Origin of the sequence: Diaphorobacter aerolatus, from assembly GCF_014489535.1 — a bacterium.
Classification (GTDB): domain Bacteria; phylum Pseudomonadota; class Gammaproteobacteria; order Burkholderiales; family Burkholderiaceae_C; genus Diaphorobacter_A; species Diaphorobacter_A aerolatus.
This window is the reverse complement of sequence record NZ_CP060783.1, coordinates 797,464-816,427: the sequence shown is the minus strand read 5'-3', so window position 1 is coordinate 816,427 and position 18,964 is coordinate 797,464. Positions and strand designations below refer to the sequence as shown.

The 18,964-nt window shown below is 61.7% G+C and carries 12 protein-coding genes and 4 pseudogenes; 14 read left to right on the top strand and 2 right to left on the bottom strand.

Going from position 1 to position 18,964, the window contains the following annotated elements; genetic code table 11:
- Window positions 1-14 precede the first annotated feature (14 nt).
- From H9K75_RS03745 to H9K75_RS03710, 8 genes are all read left to right on the top strand, one after another.
- Complete coding sequence (locus tag H9K75_RS03745) at window positions 15-911, top strand: LysR substrate-binding domain-containing protein (protein ID WP_187724817.1); 897 nt, start codon at window positions 15-17, stop codon at window positions 909-911.
- A gap of 125 nt (window positions 912-1,036) precedes the next feature.
- On the top strand, window positions 1,037-1,546 hold the full coding sequence (locus H9K75_RS03740) for a hypothetical protein (RefSeq protein WP_187724816.1): 510 nt from the start codon (window positions 1,037-1,039) through the stop codon (window positions 1,544-1,546).
- Between the two features lie 148 nt (window positions 1,547-1,694).
- The gene (locus tag H9K75_RS03735) at window positions 1,695-2,282 is read left to right on the top strand and encodes a lipocalin family protein (RefSeq protein WP_226858507.1); all 588 of its coding nucleotides are present in this window, start codon (window positions 1,695-1,697) and stop codon (window positions 2,280-2,282) included.
- A 204-nt stretch (window positions 2,283-2,486) separates the two neighbouring features.
- Complete coding sequence (gene carA, locus H9K75_RS03730) at window positions 2,487-3,659, top strand: glutamine-hydrolyzing carbamoyl-phosphate synthase small subunit (protein ID WP_187724815.1); 1,173 nt, start codon at window positions 2,487-2,489, stop codon at window positions 3,657-3,659.
- Window positions 3,660-3,661: 2 nt separating this feature from the next.
- The gene (gene carB / locus H9K75_RS03725) at window positions 3,662-6,907 is read left to right on the top strand and encodes a carbamoyl-phosphate synthase large subunit (RefSeq protein ID WP_187724814.1); all 3,246 of its coding nucleotides are present in this window, start codon (window positions 3,662-3,664) and stop codon (window positions 6,905-6,907) included.
- Between the two features lie 224 nt (window positions 6,908-7,131).
- Window positions 7,132-7,608, top strand: a complete 477-nt coding sequence (greA, locus tag H9K75_RS03720; protein WP_187724813.1) for a transcription elongation factor GreA — start codon at window positions 7,132-7,134, stop codon at window positions 7,606-7,608.
- Window positions 7,609-7,629: 21 nt separating this feature from the next.
- Window positions 7,630-8,055, top strand: coding sequence for a DUF4149 domain-containing protein (locus H9K75_RS03715; RefSeq protein ID WP_187724812.1), 426 nt, complete (start codon window positions 7,630-7,632; stop codon window positions 8,053-8,055).
- Between the two features lie 54 nt (window positions 8,056-8,109).
- Entirely contained in the window at window positions 8,110-8,991 is an 882-nt protein-coding gene (locus H9K75_RS03710; protein ID WP_187724811.1) for a Kdo hydroxylase family protein, read from the top strand.
- A 44-nt stretch (window positions 8,992-9,035) separates the two neighbouring features.
- On the opposite strand, the pseudogene H9K75_RS03705 reads toward H9K75_RS03710, so the two are convergent.
- Both H9K75_RS03705 and H9K75_RS03700 read right to left on the bottom strand, forming a co-directional pair.
- Window positions 9,036-9,760, bottom strand: a pseudogene (locus H9K75_RS03705) (glycosyltransferase).
- A gap of 113 nt (window positions 9,761-9,873) precedes the next feature.
- On the bottom strand, window positions 9,874-10,347 hold the full coding sequence (locus H9K75_RS03700; protein ID WP_187724810.1) for a YhbY family RNA-binding protein: 474 nt from the start codon (window positions 10,345-10,347) through the stop codon (window positions 9,874-9,876).
- A 146-nt stretch (window positions 10,348-10,493) separates the two neighbouring features.
- On the opposite strand from H9K75_RS03700, the gene H9K75_RS03695 reads away from it, so the two are divergent.
- The 6 genes and pseudogenes from H9K75_RS03695 (at window position 10,494) to ppk1 (ending at window position 18,946) form a co-directional block, all read left to right on the top strand.
- On the top strand, window positions 10,494-11,153 hold the full coding sequence (locus H9K75_RS03695; protein WP_187724809.1) for an RlmE family RNA methyltransferase: 660 nt from the start codon (window positions 10,494-10,496) through the stop codon (window positions 11,151-11,153).
- Between the two features lie 176 nt (window positions 11,154-11,329).
- A pseudogene (gene ftsH / locus H9K75_RS03690) lies at window positions 11,330-13,251 on the top strand (ATP-dependent zinc metalloprotease FtsH).
- A 126-nt stretch (window positions 13,252-13,377) separates the two neighbouring features.
- A complete protein-coding gene (folP, locus tag H9K75_RS03685) occupies window positions 13,378-14,223 on the top strand; it encodes a dihydropteroate synthase (protein ID WP_187724808.1) in 846 nt (281 codons plus the stop codon).
- Window positions 14,224-14,278: 55 nt separating this feature from the next.
- A pseudogene (gene glmM, locus H9K75_RS03680) lies at window positions 14,279-15,615 on the top strand (phosphoglucosamine mutase).
- A 165-nt stretch (window positions 15,616-15,780) separates the two neighbouring features.
- Window positions 15,781-16,617, top strand: coding sequence for a GNAT family N-acetyltransferase (locus H9K75_RS03675; RefSeq protein WP_187724807.1), 837 nt, complete (start codon window positions 15,781-15,783; stop codon window positions 16,615-16,617).
- A gap of 192 nt (window positions 16,618-16,809) precedes the next feature.
- Window positions 16,810-18,946, top strand: a pseudogene (ppk1, locus tag H9K75_RS03670) (polyphosphate kinase 1).
- Window positions 18,947-18,964: the final 18 nt, after the last annotated feature.

Below are 18,964 nucleotides of genomic sequence, written 5' to 3'. Positions count from 1 at the left end.
CCCCGCCGCAGTCGATGCACGACCTCAATAGTTTGAAGATTTTTTTGGAGGTGGTGAACGCTGGCGGCTACACCGCCGCCCACCGCAAAACGGGGCAGTCGCGCGCGACGCTCAGCCGCCATGTCACCGAGCTGGAAACCGCGCTGGGCGCCCGCCTGATAGAGCGCAGCACCCGTAGCTTCAAGCTGACGGAGCAAGGGCGTATTCTTCACGACCGCAGCCTGGACATCTTTGCGCAGCTGGACGATGCCGTTGCGATGGTGGAAAACCTGCAGCGTGAACCCAGTGGGGTAGTGCGCGCAGCCATTCCTCCCTCGCTAATGCAGTTGCACCTGGGAGATGAGGTCATGCGCTACATGCAAATCCATACGCAGGTTCGCATGGAGCTGGAAATTTCCAATCGCCAGGTTGATCTTCAAAACGAGGACGTCGATTTTGTGATTCGCGCCCGTTCTCAGATGGACTATCCCCAGCATTTCGTACCGGTCGTGCTCGGTACGATGCCACTGCGTCTGGTGGTGCACCCCCGCTGGGCCACGGCGATCAAGGGTAGCCTGCACGAAACGCTGGAACATGCACCCGTGATTGCCTGGAAAACATCGAACACGCAGCCATCGTGGCAGTTGATTGCCCAAGATGGATTGCCGGTGGAGGTGCCATTGCGCCCTCGCTTGCTGGTGAATGATCTGGCTACGTTGCGGCAAGCGGCTTTGCAAGGCATTGGGATGGCCATCATTCCGGAGATCTATGTCCGCAACGCGATCGATCAAGGGGAATTGATCGAGGTCGCGCTAGACCTGCAAGCGCCCGCCAGCATTATTCATGCAGTGCATTTGGGCCGCAAAGGCATGCGCCCTGCGGTACGCCATCTGCTCGACTGGCTCAAAGATGTGACCCAGCATCTTCGGTAGCGAACTCTCCTCTCTCCCACGCAACTGCACCATCCTCCCGCCACGCACACGCGAGCACCTCCTACATCCGTAGCGCGCCACGGCGTCAACAATGCGCGTTTGTTGTTCACCAGTCCCTAGTTCCTATGAAATTCGCGCATGCTGTTTTTGTGGCCATTCATTGCCTGATGGCGGCGATGTTTACCTTGTGTGCGATGGGATTGCTGTGGATTGCCGGGAGCAAGGGGTGGGCCGCGTTTCAGAATGGGCTCGGCCCTGACGAGATGTTCAAGTTGGTCGAGGCGCTGGGCGTGCTGGCGGCCAGCGTGGTGGCGTTGCAGATCGCGCAGACCATTCTTGAAGAAGAGGTTGTGCGCGACACGCACATCAGCGGGCCCACGCGAGTGCGGCGCTTTCTTTCGCGTTTTATGGTGGTTCTGGTGGTTGCGCTTGCTGTCGAGGCGTTGATCACGATCTTCAAGGCTTCCGTAGAACACGAGGTGATGCTCAACGCTTCGCTGCTCATCGGCGCTGTCGGTGTTTTGCTCGCGGGCTGGGGTGTGTTTGTTCATCTGAACACGTCGGCGGAAAAGCTGGAGCCCGAGGCCATGGAAGATGCCAAGAGCGAAGACGACAAGGTTCAAGGCGACAAATAGTTGCGGCGGATGAAAGGCCGAGTGGGCAAACACGCGCACTACCTGGCATGGCCTTGTGTAGGAGCCACTGCCGTACCTTTGCTCAAAAGTGGACTACGCGGCGAGTCTGCGGAAGTTGCTACAAACGATCCTTTGAAGGAGCAGCGATATGCGAAATCAACGTGCGGGCCGGTGTCAGGATGGTGATGGCAAGGTGGCGTCAGCCGTTTTGCTGGGCAGTGGCATCGCGTTGGCGGTGGGTTATTTCATGGCTGATCGCGTCACGGTGCCCAAGGGCGTGTTGCCCGTGAATGACTTCGATGCGCCAGAGTACATGGGGCATTGGTACGAAATCGCACGTATCGATCACCGCTTCGAACGCGGTATGACCAGCACGACCGCGCAGTACAAGCTGCTCGACGACGGAACCGTTTCTATTGTCAACCGTGGGTTCGATCCGGCCAGGGGCACATGGAAACAATCGCACGCGAAGGCGAAGTTTCTCGGCGACAGCAGCGTTGGTTCCCTCAAGGTCTCGTTCTTCTGGCCATTCCAGGGTGGCTACAACGTGGTGTACGTCGATGCGGATTATTCGACGGCGGTGGTGATCGGCGACGACGTCAAATATTTCTGGATACTGTCGCGGTCACCCGATATGGACGATGCCACCTACGACCGGCTGCTTGAAGTAGGGCGCAGCAATGGCGTGGATGTTCGCAAGGTGCTCAGAGTGCCGCATGGTGCTGGTGTTCGTTAGCTTCACATGCCAATTGCAAGGCTCAAGACCATCTTCGGGTTACTCCCGGTACGCTATAATTGGCGGCTTTCCAGAAATCTGTCGCCCGGCCGCACCAAAGCAACTCATTCAACGCAGTAGTCCGCAGGACGTGTCAGACGCTAATTTTTTCGTCGGTGCACCTCCGCAGGCTCCCGGGCGACCCGTAACCATTCGGAGAACCCAGTGCTTTTGTCTCTCAAGGGAAACTTCCCATCCGCCATTCTGGCGCTCGCAGACGGCACGGTCTTTATTGGCAATTCGATTGGTGCCACCGGCACCACGGTCGGCGAAGTGGTGTTCAACACCTCGCTCACCGGCTATCAGGAAATCCTCACCGACCCCAGCTACTGCCAGCAGATCGTCACGCTGACGTATCCGCACATTGGTAGCTATGGCGTGAATTCCGAAGACGTCGAAGCCGACAAGATCCATGCTGCCGGTCTGATCATCAAGAACCTGCCGCTGCTCGCGAGCAACTTCCGCTCCGAGGAAACGCTCAACCAGTACCTCGTGCGCGAAGCTACGGTGGCGATTGCGAATGTCGATACCCGCAAGCTCACGCGATTGCTGCGTGACAAGGGCGCACAAAATGGCGCCATCGTCGGTCTCGCAGTCGGCGAAACCGTGACGGACGAGCGCATTGCACAAGCCGTCGCTGCGGCCAAGGCGGCGCCGAGCATGAAGGGCCTCGATCTCGCCAAGGTGGTCTCCACCACCAGCAACTATCCTTGGGACGAGTCCGAATGGGTGCTGGGCGAGGGTTACGGCAAGCAGACCGCGCCGCGTTTCAAGGTCGTGGCGTATGACTTCGGCGTGAAGAAAAACATTCTGCGCATGCTCGCCGAACGTGGTTGCGCGCTGACCGTGGTGCCCGCCGAGACGCCTGCCAGGGACGTGCTGGCGATGAATCCCGATGGCGTGTTTCTCTCGAATGGCCCCGGCGATCCGGAGCCTTGTGACTACGCCATCGCGGCCGTGAAGGAAATCGTCGAGTCGGGCAAGCCCACGTTCGGCATCTGCCTCGGGCACCAGATCATGGCGCTTGCCGCCGGTGCCAGGACGTTCAAGATGGACAACAGCCACCACGGCGCGAACCACCCCGTGAAGGATCTGGACAACGGACGCGTGAGCATCACCAGCCAGAACCACGGTTTTGCCGTGGACATGGAGTCGCTGCCCGCGAACCTGCGCGCCACGCACATCAGCCTGTTCGACGGCACGCTGCAAGGCCTTGAGCACAAGGACAAGCCCGCGTTCTGCTTCCAGGGACACCCCGAGGCATCGCCCGGGCCGCACGACATCGGATACCTGTTTGACCGCTTCACGGCATTGATGGCCTCGGCCAAGGAGAATTGAGAATGCCAAAGCGCACAGACATCAAAACCATTCTGATCATTGGCGCTGGCCCGATCATCATCGGCCAGGCCTGCGAGTTCGACTACTCCGGCGTGCAGGCCTGCAAGGCGCTGCGCGAGGAGGGCTACAAGGTCATCCTGATCAACAGCAACCCCGCGACGATCATGACCGACCCGGCCACGGCCGACGTCACCTACATCGAGCCGATCACCTGGCAGACGGTGGAAAAAATCATCGTCAAGGAACGTCCCGACGCAATCCTGCCGACCATGGGCGGGCAGACGGCGCTGAATTGCGCGCTCGATCTGTGGAAGAACGGCGTGCTGCACAAGTACAAGGTCGAGCTGATCGGCGCCACGCCCGAAGCCATCGACAAGGCCGAAGATCGCCAGAAGTTCAAGGAAGCCATGACCCGCATCGGTCTGGGTTCGGCGCGCTCGGGCATAGCGCACACCATGGAAGAGGCCTGGGCGGTCCAGAAGACCGTCGGCTTCCCGACCGTGATCCGTCCGAGCTTCACGCTCGGCGGCACGGGCGGCGGCATTGCCTATAACTCGGAGGAATTCGAGACCATCTGCAAGCGCGGCATCGAAGCCTCGCCGACCAGCGAACTGCTGATCGAGGAATCGCTGCTCGGCTGGAAAGAGTATGAGATGGAAGTGGTGCGCGACAAGGCGGACAACTGCATCATCGTGTGCTCGATCGAGAATCTGGATCCGATGGGCGTGCACACCGGCGATTCGATCACCGTCGCGCCCGCGCAGACGCTGACCGACAAGGAATACCAGATCATGCGCAATGCCTCGCTGGCGGTGCTGCGCGAAATCGGTGTCGATACGGGCGGCTCCAACGTGCAGTTCTCGGTGAATCCCGCCGATGGCCGCATGATCGTCATTGAGATGAATCCGCGCGTCTCGCGTTCGTCGGCGCTGGCGTCCAAGGCCACCGGCTTCCCGATTGCCAAGATCGCCGCCAAGCTGGCCGTGGGCTTCACTCTCGATGAACTCAAGAACGAAATCACGGGCGGCAAGACGCCTGCGTCGTTCGAGCCTTCCATCGACTACGTGGTCACCAAGATTCCGCGTTTCGCATTCGAAAAATTCCCCACGGCCGACAACCGCCTGACGACGCAGATGAAGTCGGTGGGCGAGGTGATGGCCATGGGCCGCACGTTCCAGGAATCCTTCCAGAAGGCCCTGCGTGGTCTCGAAGTCGGCGTGGACGGCATGAACGAGAAGACCCAGGATCGCGAGATTCTCGAGAAGGAACTCGGCGAGCCCGGTCCCGACCGCATCTGGTACGTGGGCGATGCGTTCGCCGCTGGCTGGACGCTCGATGAAGTGCACACGATCACCAAGATCGACAAGTGGTTCCTGGTGCAGATCGAGGAGATCGTGAAGATCGAACTCGACCTCGACAAGCTCTACGCGGAGCACGGCGACAAGGCGCTGGCCGCGCTCGACGCCGACACGCTGCGCGCGTTGAAGCAAAAGGGTTTCTCCGACCGCCGCCTCGCCAAGCTGCTGCACACCACCGACAAGGCCGTGCGCGACGCGCGCCACGCGCTCAAGGTGCGCCCGGTCTACAAACGTGTGGATACCTGCGCGGCCGAGTTTGCGTCGAACACCGCGTACATGTACTCGACCTATGACGACGAGTGCGAGGCGCAGCCCACCGATAAGAAGAAGATCATGGTGCTCGGCGGTGGCCCGAACCGCATCGGCCAGGGTATCGAGTTCGACTACTGCTGCGTGCATGCGGCCATGGCGATGCGCGAAGATGGTTATGAAACCATCATGGTCAACTGCAACCCCGAAACGGTTTCCACCGACTACGACACCTCCGACCGCCTGTACTTCGAGCCGCTGACGCTCGAAGACGTGCTCGAGATCGTCGCCGTCGAGAAGCCGGTGGGCGTGATCGTGCAGTACGGCGGCCAGACGCCGCTCAAGCTGGCGCTCGGTCTCGAGAAGGAAGGCGTGCCGATCATCGGCACCTCGCCCGATTCGATCGACGCCGCGGAAGACCGCGAGCGCTTTCAGAAGCTGCTCAACGACCTGAAGCTGCGGCAGCCGCCAAACGCCACGGCGCGCACTGAGCAGCAGGCGCTCGAACACGCATCGGCCATCGGCTATCCGCTGGTGGTGCGTCCGTCCTACGTGCTCGGTGGCCGGGCGATGGAAATCGTGCACGAGCAGCGCGACCTCGAACGCTATATGCGCGAAGCGGTCAAGGTGAGCAACGACTCGCCGGTGCTGCTCGATCACTTCCTCTCCGACGCCATCGAGTGCGATGTCGATTGCGTGCGCGACAAGACCGGTGCCGTGTTCATCGGTGGCGTGATGGAGCACATCGAACAGGCGGGCGTGCACTCCGGCGACTCGGCCTGCTCGCTGCCTCCGTACTACCTGAGCGCCGCAACGGTTGCCGAGATCAAGCGCCAGACCGCCGAGATGGCCCACGGCCTGAACGTCGTCGGTCTGATGAACGTGCAGTTCGCGATTCAGGAGCGCGATGGCAAGGACGTGATCTACGTGCTCGAAGTGAACCCGCGTGCCTCGCGCACCGTGCCCTTCGTCTCCAAGGCCACGGGCATCCAGCTCGCCAAGGTGGCAGCGCGCTGCATGGTCGGTGAAACGCTCGCGCAACAAGGCGTGACCAAGGAGGTGACGCCGCCTTACTTCAGCGTGAAGGAGGCCGTGTTCCCATTCGTGAAGTTCCCGGGAGTGGATACGATTCTCGGCCCCGAGATGAAGTCCACCGGTGAAGTCATGGGCGTGGGCAAGACCTTTGGCGAAGCCTTCGTGAAGAGCCAGATGGGCGCTGGCACCAAGCTGCCGACCGAAGGCAAGATCTTCATGACGGTGAAGAATGCCGACAAGGCGCGCGCCGTTGCCATCGCCAAGGAACTCGCGGCGATGGGCTTCAAGCTCTGCGCCACGCGCGGCACGGCTGCGGCCATTGCCGAGGCCGGCATCGAGGTGCAGACCGTGAACAAGGTCACCGAAGGCCGACCGCATATCGTCGATATGATCAAGAACGACGAGATCGCCATGGTGATCAACACCGTGGAAGAGCGCCGCAATGCGATTGCCGACTCGCGCGCCATTCGCACCAGCGCGCTGCTCGCACGCGTGACGACCTTCACGACGATCTTCGGCGCGGAAGCCGCCGTCGAGGGCATGAAGCATCTGAACCATCTGGACGTCTACTCCCTTCAGGAACTGCACGCACAGCTTGCGCTTTGATGCAAGCAACCGCTGCCCGAACCGGGCGGCGGGTTTTGTAGGCAGATGGTCGACATAAAACCGGCATAATGCTTGCGTAATGGATGACCGCCGCACGGCAACGCGCGGCGGTTTGCTTTTGGGCTCTGGGGAACGGTTCTTTGGATGAATCACCACATTGGAGTACCCAGCGAACCCGGCGCACGCCATGCGCCAAAAACGAACAGACAAACGGAGTCGGAACCATGGCCACAATTCCAATCACCACACGCGGCGCTGAAAAACTCAAGACGGAACTCAAGCAACTCAAGTCGGTAGAGCGTCCTGCCATCGTGCAGGCCATTGCCGAAGCCCGAGCGCAGGGCGATCTGAGCGAAAACGCGGAATACGAAGCAGCCAAGGATCGCCAGGGCTTCATCGAAGGCCGCATTCTCGAAATCGAAGGCAAGCTCTCGGCTGCGCAGATCATCGACCCGGCGGCCGTCGATGCCGGTGGCAAGATCGTGTTCGGTGCCACCGTCGATCTCGAGGATGAGAAGAGCGGCGACGCGGTGACCTACCAGATCGTCGGCGAAGACGAGGCCGATCTCAAGCAAGGCCTGATCAACGTGTCCAGCCCCATCGCTCGCGCGCTGATCGGCAAGGAAGAGGGCGATACCGCCGTGGTGCAGGCCCCGGGCGGCGAGCGTCGCTACGAAGTGGTCGCTGTCCGCTACCTCTGATCACCTGAAAGAGGCAAGTCCATGTATGAGCGCCTGCCTGTGTTTGCCGCCGCGCTGTGGTGGGGCAGCCTCACGGCCATCGGTTTTCTGGCCGTGCCCATGCTGTTCATGCATCTGGGCAATCCCACGATGGCAGGCAACATGGCGGCCAAGCTGTTTGCCGCGCAGACCTGGGTGACGATTGCTTGTGCCGTGGCGCTGCTGCTGCTCGCCAAGCGTCGTCATGCCGAGATCGAAGAGCCCTGGGCGCAGTCGGGTCTGGTGCTGGTGATTGCCGGTCTGCTGCTGGCCTTGCTTGTTCAATACGGCGTGTCGCCGCGCATCGTTGCCCGCCAACAGATTAAACTCTGGCACAGTGTTGGCACTGTCATGTATGCGTTGCAGTGGTTCTGCGCAGCCGCGTTGCTCTGGAAATTGAGCGCAAGGCGCCTTTCCTCGAAGGGCTGAAACACCTCGACGAGTTATCTGCCATGGCCTTCACGACAATTTGTTGGGAATGCCATGAATACGCAAATATTACAAATCATTGGCAGCAACTGGCACACGATTTCCGCGCGCCCTGAATGGGTCACGGCGCTGGAATCCGGCAAGGTGCTGTATTTTCCGCAACTCGCGTTTGCGCTCACGCCGCAGGAGAAGCAACTGCTGCGGCCCGAGGTGCGTGATCCCAGATCACGCAACATCAGCCTGAACGTCGATGGCACGCTCAAGGGCGCGGCGGGTGACGAGGCCACACGGCTGCAGCTTGTGGCCATGGTGCAGCGCTTTCGCGCCGAGGCGGTCGGGCTTATTTCCCGGCTGTTCCCTGCGTACGCCGAGGTCATGCGCATCGCTCCCACGAGTTTTCGGCCCATGCAGGTCGAGACACGTTCGCAATCCTGGCGCGCCGACGACCGTCGCATGCATGTCGATGCGTTTCCTTCGAGGCCCAATTACGGCGAGCGCATCCTGCGCGTGTTCACCAACGTGAACCCCGACGGCGCGCCGCGCGTGTGGCGCGTCGGAGAACCATTCGAGGACGTGGCGCGCAGATTTCTGCCACGCGCCAAGCCCTATGTGGCCTGGCAGGCGAGGGCGCTCAAAACCCTGCACGTGACAAAGTCGTTTCGCAGCGAATATGACCACCTGATGCTGCAGTTGCACGACGGCATGAAGAGTGACTCGGAGTACCAGCAGCACGCTCCGCAGGAAACCGTGGAATTTGCGGCGGGTTCGAGCTGGGTGTGTTTTTCGGATCAGGCGGTGCACTCCGTCATGGCCGGCCAATACATGCTCGAACAGACGCTGTTTCTGCCGCCCGGTTCCGAATACGACAAGGCCGCCAGCCTGCTCGCAATACTGACGGGCATGAAGGGGCATGCATTGGTCGATGCACGCCGGTAGTGCCGCAGCAGGCGGCTCGGCGCGCTATGAGAGCAATCGCCGCGTCACGGGTTCCAGGCCGCAGTGACCCAGCGCGCCGGTTCAATGTGCCGGAACGGGCGGTTGCTGCGCCCCGCCAGCGCATCCGGTGGATTGCACTCGCCATGAAAGATCACGATGCGCGCATCCTTGGGCGGCAGGGGTTCCTTCCAGTAGTTGGTCGGCCAGGCGGGAATGCAGGCGTACTTGAAGCTCGGGCACCAGGCGGCGGGCCAGTACGACAGCTTGCCTTGCCTGTTCAGAAAGTGCGACAGGTATTCCTGCTCGTTGCGGTACTTGTCGCGCATCTCCTGCGAGTGCTCGCGAAAATACGCCAGCACGTCGGCATGCGCGCCCAGTTCGAACCGGTATACCGACGAGTTGCCGACGATGCGTTTGGCGTTGTTGCGCCAGAAGCGCGGGTAGTCCTTGATGATCAGGAACTGGCCGGGCCGGGTGAAGAAATCGTCGAGGCTACCGACGATCACGATGTCGATGTCCAGAAACAATGCCGTGCCACGCAGGCCGTAGAGATCGGCCTCGAAGGTGGTGAGCTTCTTCCAGGCGCGATCGGGTTCTCCCGGCGCAAGATTGAAGTTGATGTCCGGAATCGGGTGGCACTCCACTTCGGGGCGCAGGCCATCGGTGTTATCGGTCAGGCAGACGAAGCGGAAGTCCCCGTCAGGTGGCGACGCACCATGGCGTAGAGCCGGTTCACGTACTCGGGGCCGTATTTCGTGCCCCACTTCATGCAGAGGATGTGGCGCTCTGGGGGCTGCGGCTGCGCGGCTTGCGCGGTGTTTGGGAGCATGTCGTCAGCGATGGTCAGGCAGGGAGGAATGGAGGCGATCCCGACGGGATGGCTCAGTCGAGACGGCCTTTTTTCACCGACTTCATCTTGGGCTTGGCACGCTTGACCTGTCCGCCTGCGGTCAGGCGCTGGTTGCCGAGCACGCGGATCTGCTTGACTTCGGGTTTCTGTCCGGCACGCTTGCTGAACTTGAGGATCTTGACGTCGCGCGGACCAGGCATGCGGTCTTCGTCGACCTGCTTGTCCTTTTCCGGCTGCGGACGCCACAGCACCAGGAGCTTGCCGATGTGCTGAATAGGCGCAGCGTTCAAGGTGTCGGCCAGTTGCTGGTACATTGCTTCGCGTGCGGCGCGGTCGTCACCATGCACGCGTACCTTGATGAGGCCGTGCGCGTTCAGCGCCGCATCGATCTCCTTTTGCACGCCGGGTGTCAGACCGTCGCCGCCGATCATGACCACGGGGTCCAGATGATGGGCTTCGGCACGGTGTTCCCGACGCTCGGTCGGAGTGAGTTGAATTTGAGGCATAGCCCGTATTATCTCAATGAGTGCGTGGTTTGCCTTCACAATGAAGGATTCTGTGTGCGCTCAAGGTCCCAAACGATGGATTTTCCCGTCATTGGCGCAGTGCAGTTGCTGTCGTTCGGAGCATCCGGGACGGGGCAGGAACCGATATGAAAGTTCAAACCAGAAGCAAGAAGGTCAACAAGGCGTGGCTCAACGAGCATATCCACGACCCGTACGTGAAGCTCGCCGGCAAGGAGGGCTACCGTGCCCGTGCGGCCTACAAGCTCAAGGAAATCGATGAGCAGTTCCATCTGATCCGGCCCGGCCAGGTCGTGGTGGATCTCGGCTGCACGCCCGGAGCGTGGAGCCAGTACCTGCGCCGCCGCATGTCGCCGTCGGGGGCTGCGGTGGGCGAACTCAATGGCACGATCATCGGTCTTGACCTGCTTGCGATGGAGCCGATCGAAGGCGTCCAGTACATCCAGGGGGACTTTCGCGAGGAATCGGTGCTTGCGCAATTGCAGCAGGCGGTCGGAGGTCGACCAGTGGATGTGGTGGTGTCCGACATGGCACCCAATCTCTCCGGTATAGATTCAACGGACGCGGCACGCATCTCGCATTTGATCGAGTTGGCGGTCGATTTTGCAGTGCATCATCTGAAGCCCGATGGTGCGCTCGTGGTCAAGCTGTTTCATGGCAGCGGCTACACGCAGTTGGTGCAACTGTTTCGCGACACCTTCAAGGTGGTCAAGCCCGTCAAACCCAAGGCGTCGCGCGACAAGTCTTCGGAGACGTTCCTCGTGGGCATTGGCTTGAAAAGACCCTGAAACCCGAATGAAAGGGTCTGCAATTGCCCTACGGTCGGGTGACCATGGCTGATGCCGGGGTAAATCGGATGGGCGATGCGGTTGAAAAGTCTAAAATGTCCCCCAAATGCGCTGAAACAACGTCGTGACCGGCATATGTCACCGTTGTTCAATATTTTTAGAATCTGGAGCTCCGCTTGAACAATCAGTGGTTTTCGAAAGTCGCCGTATGGCTCGTGATCGCCATGGTGCTGTTTACGGTGTTCAAACAGTTTGACACCCGAGCCGGTGCCGGTGCGGGCACGGTCGGCTATTCGGACTTTCTCACGCAGGTCCGCGATGGTCGCATCAAGAGTGCCACCATTCAGGAAAGCCCTGGCGGTACCGAAGTGGTGGCCGTGACCAGTGATGATCGCAAGATCCGCACGACGGCTACCTATCTGGACCGTGGTCTGGTCGGTGACCTGATCAGCAACAACGTCAAGTTCGACGTGAAGCCGCGCGAAGAAGGTTCGCTGCTGATGACCCTGCTCGTGAGCTGGGGCCCGATGCTGCTCCTGATCGGCGTGTGGGTCTACTTCATGCGCCAGATGCAGGGCGGCGGCAAGGGCGGAGCATTCAGCTTCGGCAAGTCCAAGGCCCGCATGCTCGACGAGAACAACAACACCGTCACGTTCGCGGATGTGGCCGGTTGCGACGAGGCCAAGGAAGAGGTCAAGGAAGTCGTCGATTTCCTGAAGGACCCCAACAAGTTCCAGAAGCTCGGCGGTCGCATTCCTCGCGGCCTGCTGCTGGTCGGCCCTCCGGGTACCGGCAAGACCCTGCTTGCCAAGTCCATTGCCGGTGAAGCCAAGGTGCCGTTCTTCTCGATCTCGGGTTCCGACTTCGTGGAAATGTTCGTCGGCGTGGGCGCAGCCCGTGTGCGCGACATGTTCGAGAACGCCAAGAAGAACGCGCCCTGCATCATCTTCATCGACGAAATCGATGCCGTGGGTCGCCAGCGCGGCGCCGGCCTCGGCGGCGGCAATGACGAGCGCGAACAGACCCTCAACCAGATGCTGGTCGAGATGGACGGCTTCGAGACCAACCTCGGCGTGATCGTCGTGGCCGCGACGAACCGTCCCGACATCCTGGACGCCGCGCTGCTGCGCCCGGGCCGCTTCGACCGCCAGGTCTATGTGACGCTGCCCGACATCCGTGGCCGTGAGCAGATCCTGAACGTGCACATGCGCAAGATTCCGGTCGGCCAGGACGTGAACCCCGCGATCATCGCGCGTGGCACGCCCGGCATGTCTGGTGCCGATCTCGCGAACCTGTGTAACGAAGCCGCGCTGATGGCTGCGCGCCGCAACGCGCGCACCGTCGAGATGCAGGACTTCGAGAAGGCCAAGGACAAGATCATCATGGGCCCGAGCGCAAGTCGATGGTCATGCCCGAGGAAGAGCGCCGCAACACGGCCTACCACGAGGCAGGTCACGCGCTGATCGGCAAGCTGCTGCCGAAGTGCGATCCGGTTCACAAGGTCACCATCATTCCGCGCGGCCGTGCGCTGGGCGTGACGATGAGCCTGCCCGAGCAGGACCGTTATTCCTATGACAAGGAATTCATGCTCAACCAGATCGCCATGCTGTTCGGCGGTCGTATCGCCGAAGAAGTGTTCATGAACCAGATGACCACGGGCGCGAGCAACGACTTCGAGCGTGCCACGCAGATCGCGCGTGACATGGTGATGCGCTACGGCATGTCCGAGGCGCTTGGCCCGATGGTTTATGCCGAGAACGAAGGCGAAGTGTTCCTGGGCCGCTCGGTGACCAAGACCACCAACATCAGCGAAGAGACGATGCAGAAGGTGGACACGGAAGTGCGCCGCATCATCGACGAGCAATACAACCTGGCGCGCAAGCTGATCGAAGAGAATTCGGACAAGATGCATGCCATGGCCAAGGCGATGCTGGAATGGGAAACCATCGATGCGGACCAGCTCAACGACATCATGGCCGGCAAGCCGCCGCGTCCGCCCAAGGATTGGACGCCGCGCGTGCCTCCATCGGGTGGCGACAACAACTCGGGCGGTGGCACTCCGGCGGTGAACTCCGACCCGGCGCCCACGGCAGCCTGATCACAGTCAGTCTGCTTTGACCATCACGACAAACGGGGCCCAGCGCCCCGTTTGTTCATTCCGGGGCGAGTGAACAAAAAAATGGCCCGTGGCGCTACAGGCAATCAACCAGGGATTTTTCAAACCATGCATTGGCAAGCCGGTCGTTTCCAGATCGATCTGGATACTCCCCGCGTGATGGGCATCGTCAACGTCACGCCCGATTCGTTTTCGGACGGCGGCAGCCATGACAACGCCCGCGATGCCCTGGCGCATTGTGAGGCACTGATCGGGCAGGGCGCCGATCTGCTCGACATCGGCGGCGAATCCACGCGCCCGGGCAGTCCCGCCGTGCCGCTGGAGGTGGAGCTGGCGCGCGTGATTCCCGTCGTGCGCGCGGCGCGCACGCTCGGCGTGCCGTTGTCCGTCGATACCTACAAGGCCGAGGTCATGCGCGCCGCTCTGGACGAGGGCGCCGACATCATCAACGATGTCTGGGCGCTGCGCCAGCCGGGCGCACGCGAGGCCGTGGCGGCGCATACCCATTGCGGCGTCTGCCTGATGCACATGCACCGTGATCCACAGACCATGCAGCAGCAGACCATGACCGGTGCGGTGGTGGATGAAGTGTGGCGTTTTTTGGACGGCGAACTCCGTGCGTTGCTCGGTCTCGGTGTGGCGAGGGAACGCATCGTGCTCGATGCGGGCATCGGCTTTGGCAAGACCGTGGAGCAAAATTTTGCGCTTCTTGCACGGCAGAACGAACTTGTGCGCCTGTCTGGCGGCTACCCTTGGCTGGCCGGCTGGTCGCGCAAATCCTCCTTGGGCGCGGTGACCGGCCTTCCCGTCGATCAACGTCTCGGTGCGAGCGTCGCTGCGGCCATTCTGGCCGTGCAGCAGGGCGCGCGCATCGTGCGCGTGCACGACGTGCGCGACACGGTGGCGGCACTCAAGGTGCTTGCTGCCACCGAGCGACAGGCAGGCACGGATTGATAAAAATGAATCAGCAATTTATTTCGAGAGCCATTGGGCAGAGGAAAGCAAAAAGATGACGCGTCGCTATTTTGGAACCGATGGAATTCGGGGCACCGTGGGTGTCGCACCGATCACCCCGACTTCGCCCTCAAGCTCGCTCATGCCGTGGGCCGGGTGCTGCGTCGCACCGAGGATCGTCCCACGGTGCTGATCGGCAAGGACACACGCATCTCCGGCTACATGCTTGAGAGTGCGCTCGAATCCGGTTTCAACTCGGCGGGTGTCGACGTGGTTCTGCTCGGGCCGCTGCCGACGCCGGGCGTCGCCTATCTCACGCGTGCGCAGCGCGCGAGCCTGGGTGTGGTGATCAGCGCCAGCCACAATCCGTTTCAGGACAACGGCATCAAATTCTTTTCCGCTCAAGGGACGAAGTTGCCTGATCGCTGGGAAGAGCAGGTCGAGGCCGCGCTCGACGAGCCACCGGTCTGGGCCGATTCGCAATCGCTCGGCAAGACCCGCCGCCTCGAAGACGCTGCGGGCCGCTATATCGAATTCTGCAAGAGCACGTTTTCCAACGACCTGACGCTGCGCGGCCTGCGCATCGTCGTCGATGCGGCACACGGCGCGGCGTACCACATCGCGCCCAAGGTGTTTCACGAACTCGGCGCGGAGGTCATCTCCATCGGCTGCTCGCCCGACGGCTTCAACATCAATCGCGATGTCGGCGCCACGCATCCCGATGCGCTGGTGCGTGCCGTGCGGGCCAATCACTCGCACTACGGCATCGCGCTCGACGGAGACGCCGACCGGCTGCAGATGGTCGATGCACAAGGGCGCCTCTACAACGGGGACGAGCTTCTGTACCTGATGACCATCGACCGCCTGTCGCGCGGCGAGGCCGTGCCCGGCGTGGTCGGCACGCTCATGACCAACATGGCGGTCGAGGTGGCGCTGCGCCGCAAGGGCGTGCAGTTCGTGCGCGCCAAGGTGGGCGACCGCTACGTGCTCGAAGAGCTTGTCAAGAATGGCTGGCAGCTCGGTGGAGAGGGTTCGGGCCATCTGCTGGCACTGGATCGGCACACCACCGGCGACGGCCTGGTGAGCGCGCTGCAGGTGCTTCAGGCCTGCGTGCGCGCCGAGAAATCCTTGCCCCAACTGCTGGCCGATGTGAAGCTTTTTCCGCAGGTGCTGCTCAACGTGCGATTGCAGCCCGGACAGGACTGGAAGGCCAACACCCGGCTCGCCGAGGTCACGCGCGATGCCGAACAGACGCTCGGCGATCAGGGGCGGATTCTGATCCGGGCGAGCGGCACGGAGCCCTTGCTGCGCGTGATGGTCGAGGCCGAGAGCGCGGACGATGCCAACCACTACGCACAGACGCTCGCCAACGTGGCACGCGAAGCGAGCTGATCGGCTCGGCGTCGGCATGACGCCACATTCCCCTGTCGTCACCGAATCGTCATTCGCCTGACACGCAGTCGTCACCGCCGCCTTCCACAATTTCCTGCGGAGGCGGGGCGCTCCTGCACAGGTAGCTGTCCGGCATGTCCTCCGAAATTGTTGAGGAATGCCCCCATGAATGACTTGCCAAGCCCGACGATGCCTCTGAGCCCCGTGTCCTTGCCCAGGGGGTCACTTCACCGTTCATCTGATGCGAAGCATGTGGAGTCGGCTGCACAGGCGCGTGGCGGTATTGAAGTCTCATGGGCGAGACATCTCGATGAGGTGAGGGAGGCGCAGAAGCTGCGCTATGACGTCTTCGTCTCCGAGATGGGCGCACAGCTCAATACGCCGGTCGCGGGTCACGACATCGATCTGTTCGACGATTTCTGTGAACACCTGCTGGTGCGCGACGCGCTGACCCGCCAGGTGATCGGCACCTACCGCGTACTCACTCCCGTGCAGGCCCGCCGCGTGGGCAGCACTTACAGCGACACCGAATTCGACCTGACGCGGCTGCGCACCCTGCGTAGCCGCATGGTGGAGTTGGGCCGCAGTTGCGTGCATCCCGAGCATCGCCATGGCGGTGTGGTGCTGGCGCTCTGGGGCGCACTCGCCGACTTCATGGTGCGCAATTCGCTCGACACCATGATTGGCTGCGCAAGCATTCCGATGCTGCACAACGGCGTGGTGACCGGCGATGTGGCGGCGAGCATCTACCGCCGCATCAGCGAGACGCACATGGCGCCGATCGAATACCACGTGCGTCCACGCCTGCCGCTGCCGCTCGACACACTTGATTCGAACCTCGACGTGGATCCGCCTGCGCTCATCAAGGGCTATCTGCGCCTGGGCACCCGCATTTTGGGCGCACCGGCGTGGGATCCGGATTTCAACACCGCCGATCTGCCCATGCTCATGCGACTCGAGGACCTGCCTGCCAAGTACCGCAAGCACTTTCTCAACCGTTGAGCGCGCGCCGAAAGGCACTGCCCGACGCGGCGGTAGTGCCTTCTGGCGGCGTCTTCTTACTCATTGGACTAAAAAACTAATCCATTATTCGAATGAGTATTTTGTTTGAGATATGACAAAACAATGACGTTGTCATGAGCCTGTCACAGGCGCAATTGATACTAATTGTTGTCCGCGTCTCGTTTCATTCGTATGTCATTTTCTGTGTCCACGCCATCATCCATACCAGCAATAGAGGGAAGTGCCGCCGTTTTCACCACTCGCACCAGCGAGGCGTTGGGCGGTCGGCGAGTCGATTTGCTTGATCGCGATCACAGCATTCTGGCGTTCAACGAGCGTGTCTTCGACTGGGCCGTGCGCCCCGATGTTCCGTTGCTCGAGCGGCTGCGGTTTCTGTGCATCGTGTCGTCGAACCTGGACGAGTTCTTCGAGGTACGGGCGGCGGCGCACCTGACGGCCGCGCAGCAGGGCGAGACCAAGGGCGAGTACAACGTGGAGTCGTTCGAAGCCCTGGCGCTCAAGGCCCATGAACTGGTGGATCGCCAATACGCGCTCTACAACGATTCGCTGATGCCGGCCTTCGAGGCGCACGGCATTCATGTGGTGTCTCATGGTGAGCGCTCGGGCGCGCAAAAGCGTTGGGTGAAGGATTATTTTCTGCGCGACGTGCGCCCGCTCCTGATTCCCGTCGGGCTCGATCCCTCGCATCCGTTCCCGCAGGTGGCGAACAAGTCGCTCAATTTCATCGTCCGCTTGAAGGGCGGCGATGCGTTTGGGCGCTCCAATGAAATTGCCATCGTCAAGATTCCCCGCATCCTGCCGCGCGTGATCCGCCTGCCTGCGGAGGTCGCGCCCAAGGGCGTGCAACTGGTCACGCTCTCGAGCATCATCCGCTCGCATCTCGCGGACCTGTTTCCCGGGCGTGAAGTCACGGAGTTCTCGCAGTTTCGCGTCACGCGTCATTCCGATCTCGCGGTCGATGAGGAAGACGTGCGCAATCTGCGCATGGCGCTGCGTCAGGGCTTGCAGCACCGGCACTACGGTCAGGCCGTGCGGCTCGAGGTGTCCTCGGGCTGCTCGCGCTACATGTCGGATTTTCTGCTCTCGCAATTTAACCTGCCAGCGGCCGCGCTGTATCGCGTGCAGGGCCCGTGAATCTGGTGCGGCTGTCGCAGGTGGTGGATCTGGTGGCCGACCGCAGCCTGCTGTTTCCGGCCTGGAAACCAGCGTGGCCCGTGCAACTGCCGCGCACCGCCTCGATCTTTGCCGAGTTGAGAAAGCGCGACGTGCTGATTCACCAGCCGTTCGAGAGTTTTGATGGCGTGCTTGCCTTTCTGCGCGAGGCGGTCAACGATCCCAAGGTGCTGGTGATCAAGCAGACGATTTACCGTACCGGCTCCGAATCCGAGATGATGGACCTGCTGCGCGAGGCCGTGCGCCGCGGCAAGGAGGTCACGGTCGTAGTCGAGTTGAAGGCGCGCTTTGACGAAGAGGCGAACATCAACTGGGCCGAGGCGCTCGAATCCGTTGGCGCGCAGGTCGTGTACGGCGTGGTGGGGCTGAAGACGCACGCCAAGATGCTGCTCGTCACGCGCCGCGAAGGGCGTCATCTGCGGCGCTATGGCCATCTGTCCACGGGCAACTACAACCCGCGCACCGCCAGGCTCTACACCGATCTGAGCTGCCTGACGGCCGACGAGCGCATCACCGCCGACATGGACACCGTGTTCGACCATCTGGCCAACCAGAACCGCGTGCCCAAATTGAATGACATGCTTCTCGCGCCGTTCGAATTGCAGCAGCGCATGATCGACATGATCGACGCGGTAGGGCTTGCGGCCTCGCGCGGCGAGAACGCGCGCATCGTCGCCAAGATGAATGCGCTGACCGACGAGGCGCTGATCCATGCGCTGCTCAGGGCGGCCGAGCGCGGTGCGAACATCGACCTGATCATCCGTGGTGCCTGCATGCTGCCCGCGCAGGTGCCGGGGCTCTCCGAGCGGATCCGGGTGCGCTCCGTCATCGGTCGCTTTCTGGAGCACACGCGCGTGTTCTACTTCGCTGCCGGGACAAGGAAGACCTGTACCTGTCGAGCGCCGACTGGATGAACCGCAACATGCTGCGCCGCGTGGAACTCGCCTGGCCGGTCAAGGATCGCAAGCTGCGCCAGCGCATCATCGACGAATGTCTGGTGTCCTACCTGCACGATGATCGCGACGCGTGGACACTGGAGGCCGATGGGCACTACGAACGCGCGCCGCACGTGATTGATGGACTGGGTGCCCAGAAGGCGTTGATGGCGCGTTACGCGCCAACACGCAATCGCTAGGAAACCCGACGACGACTC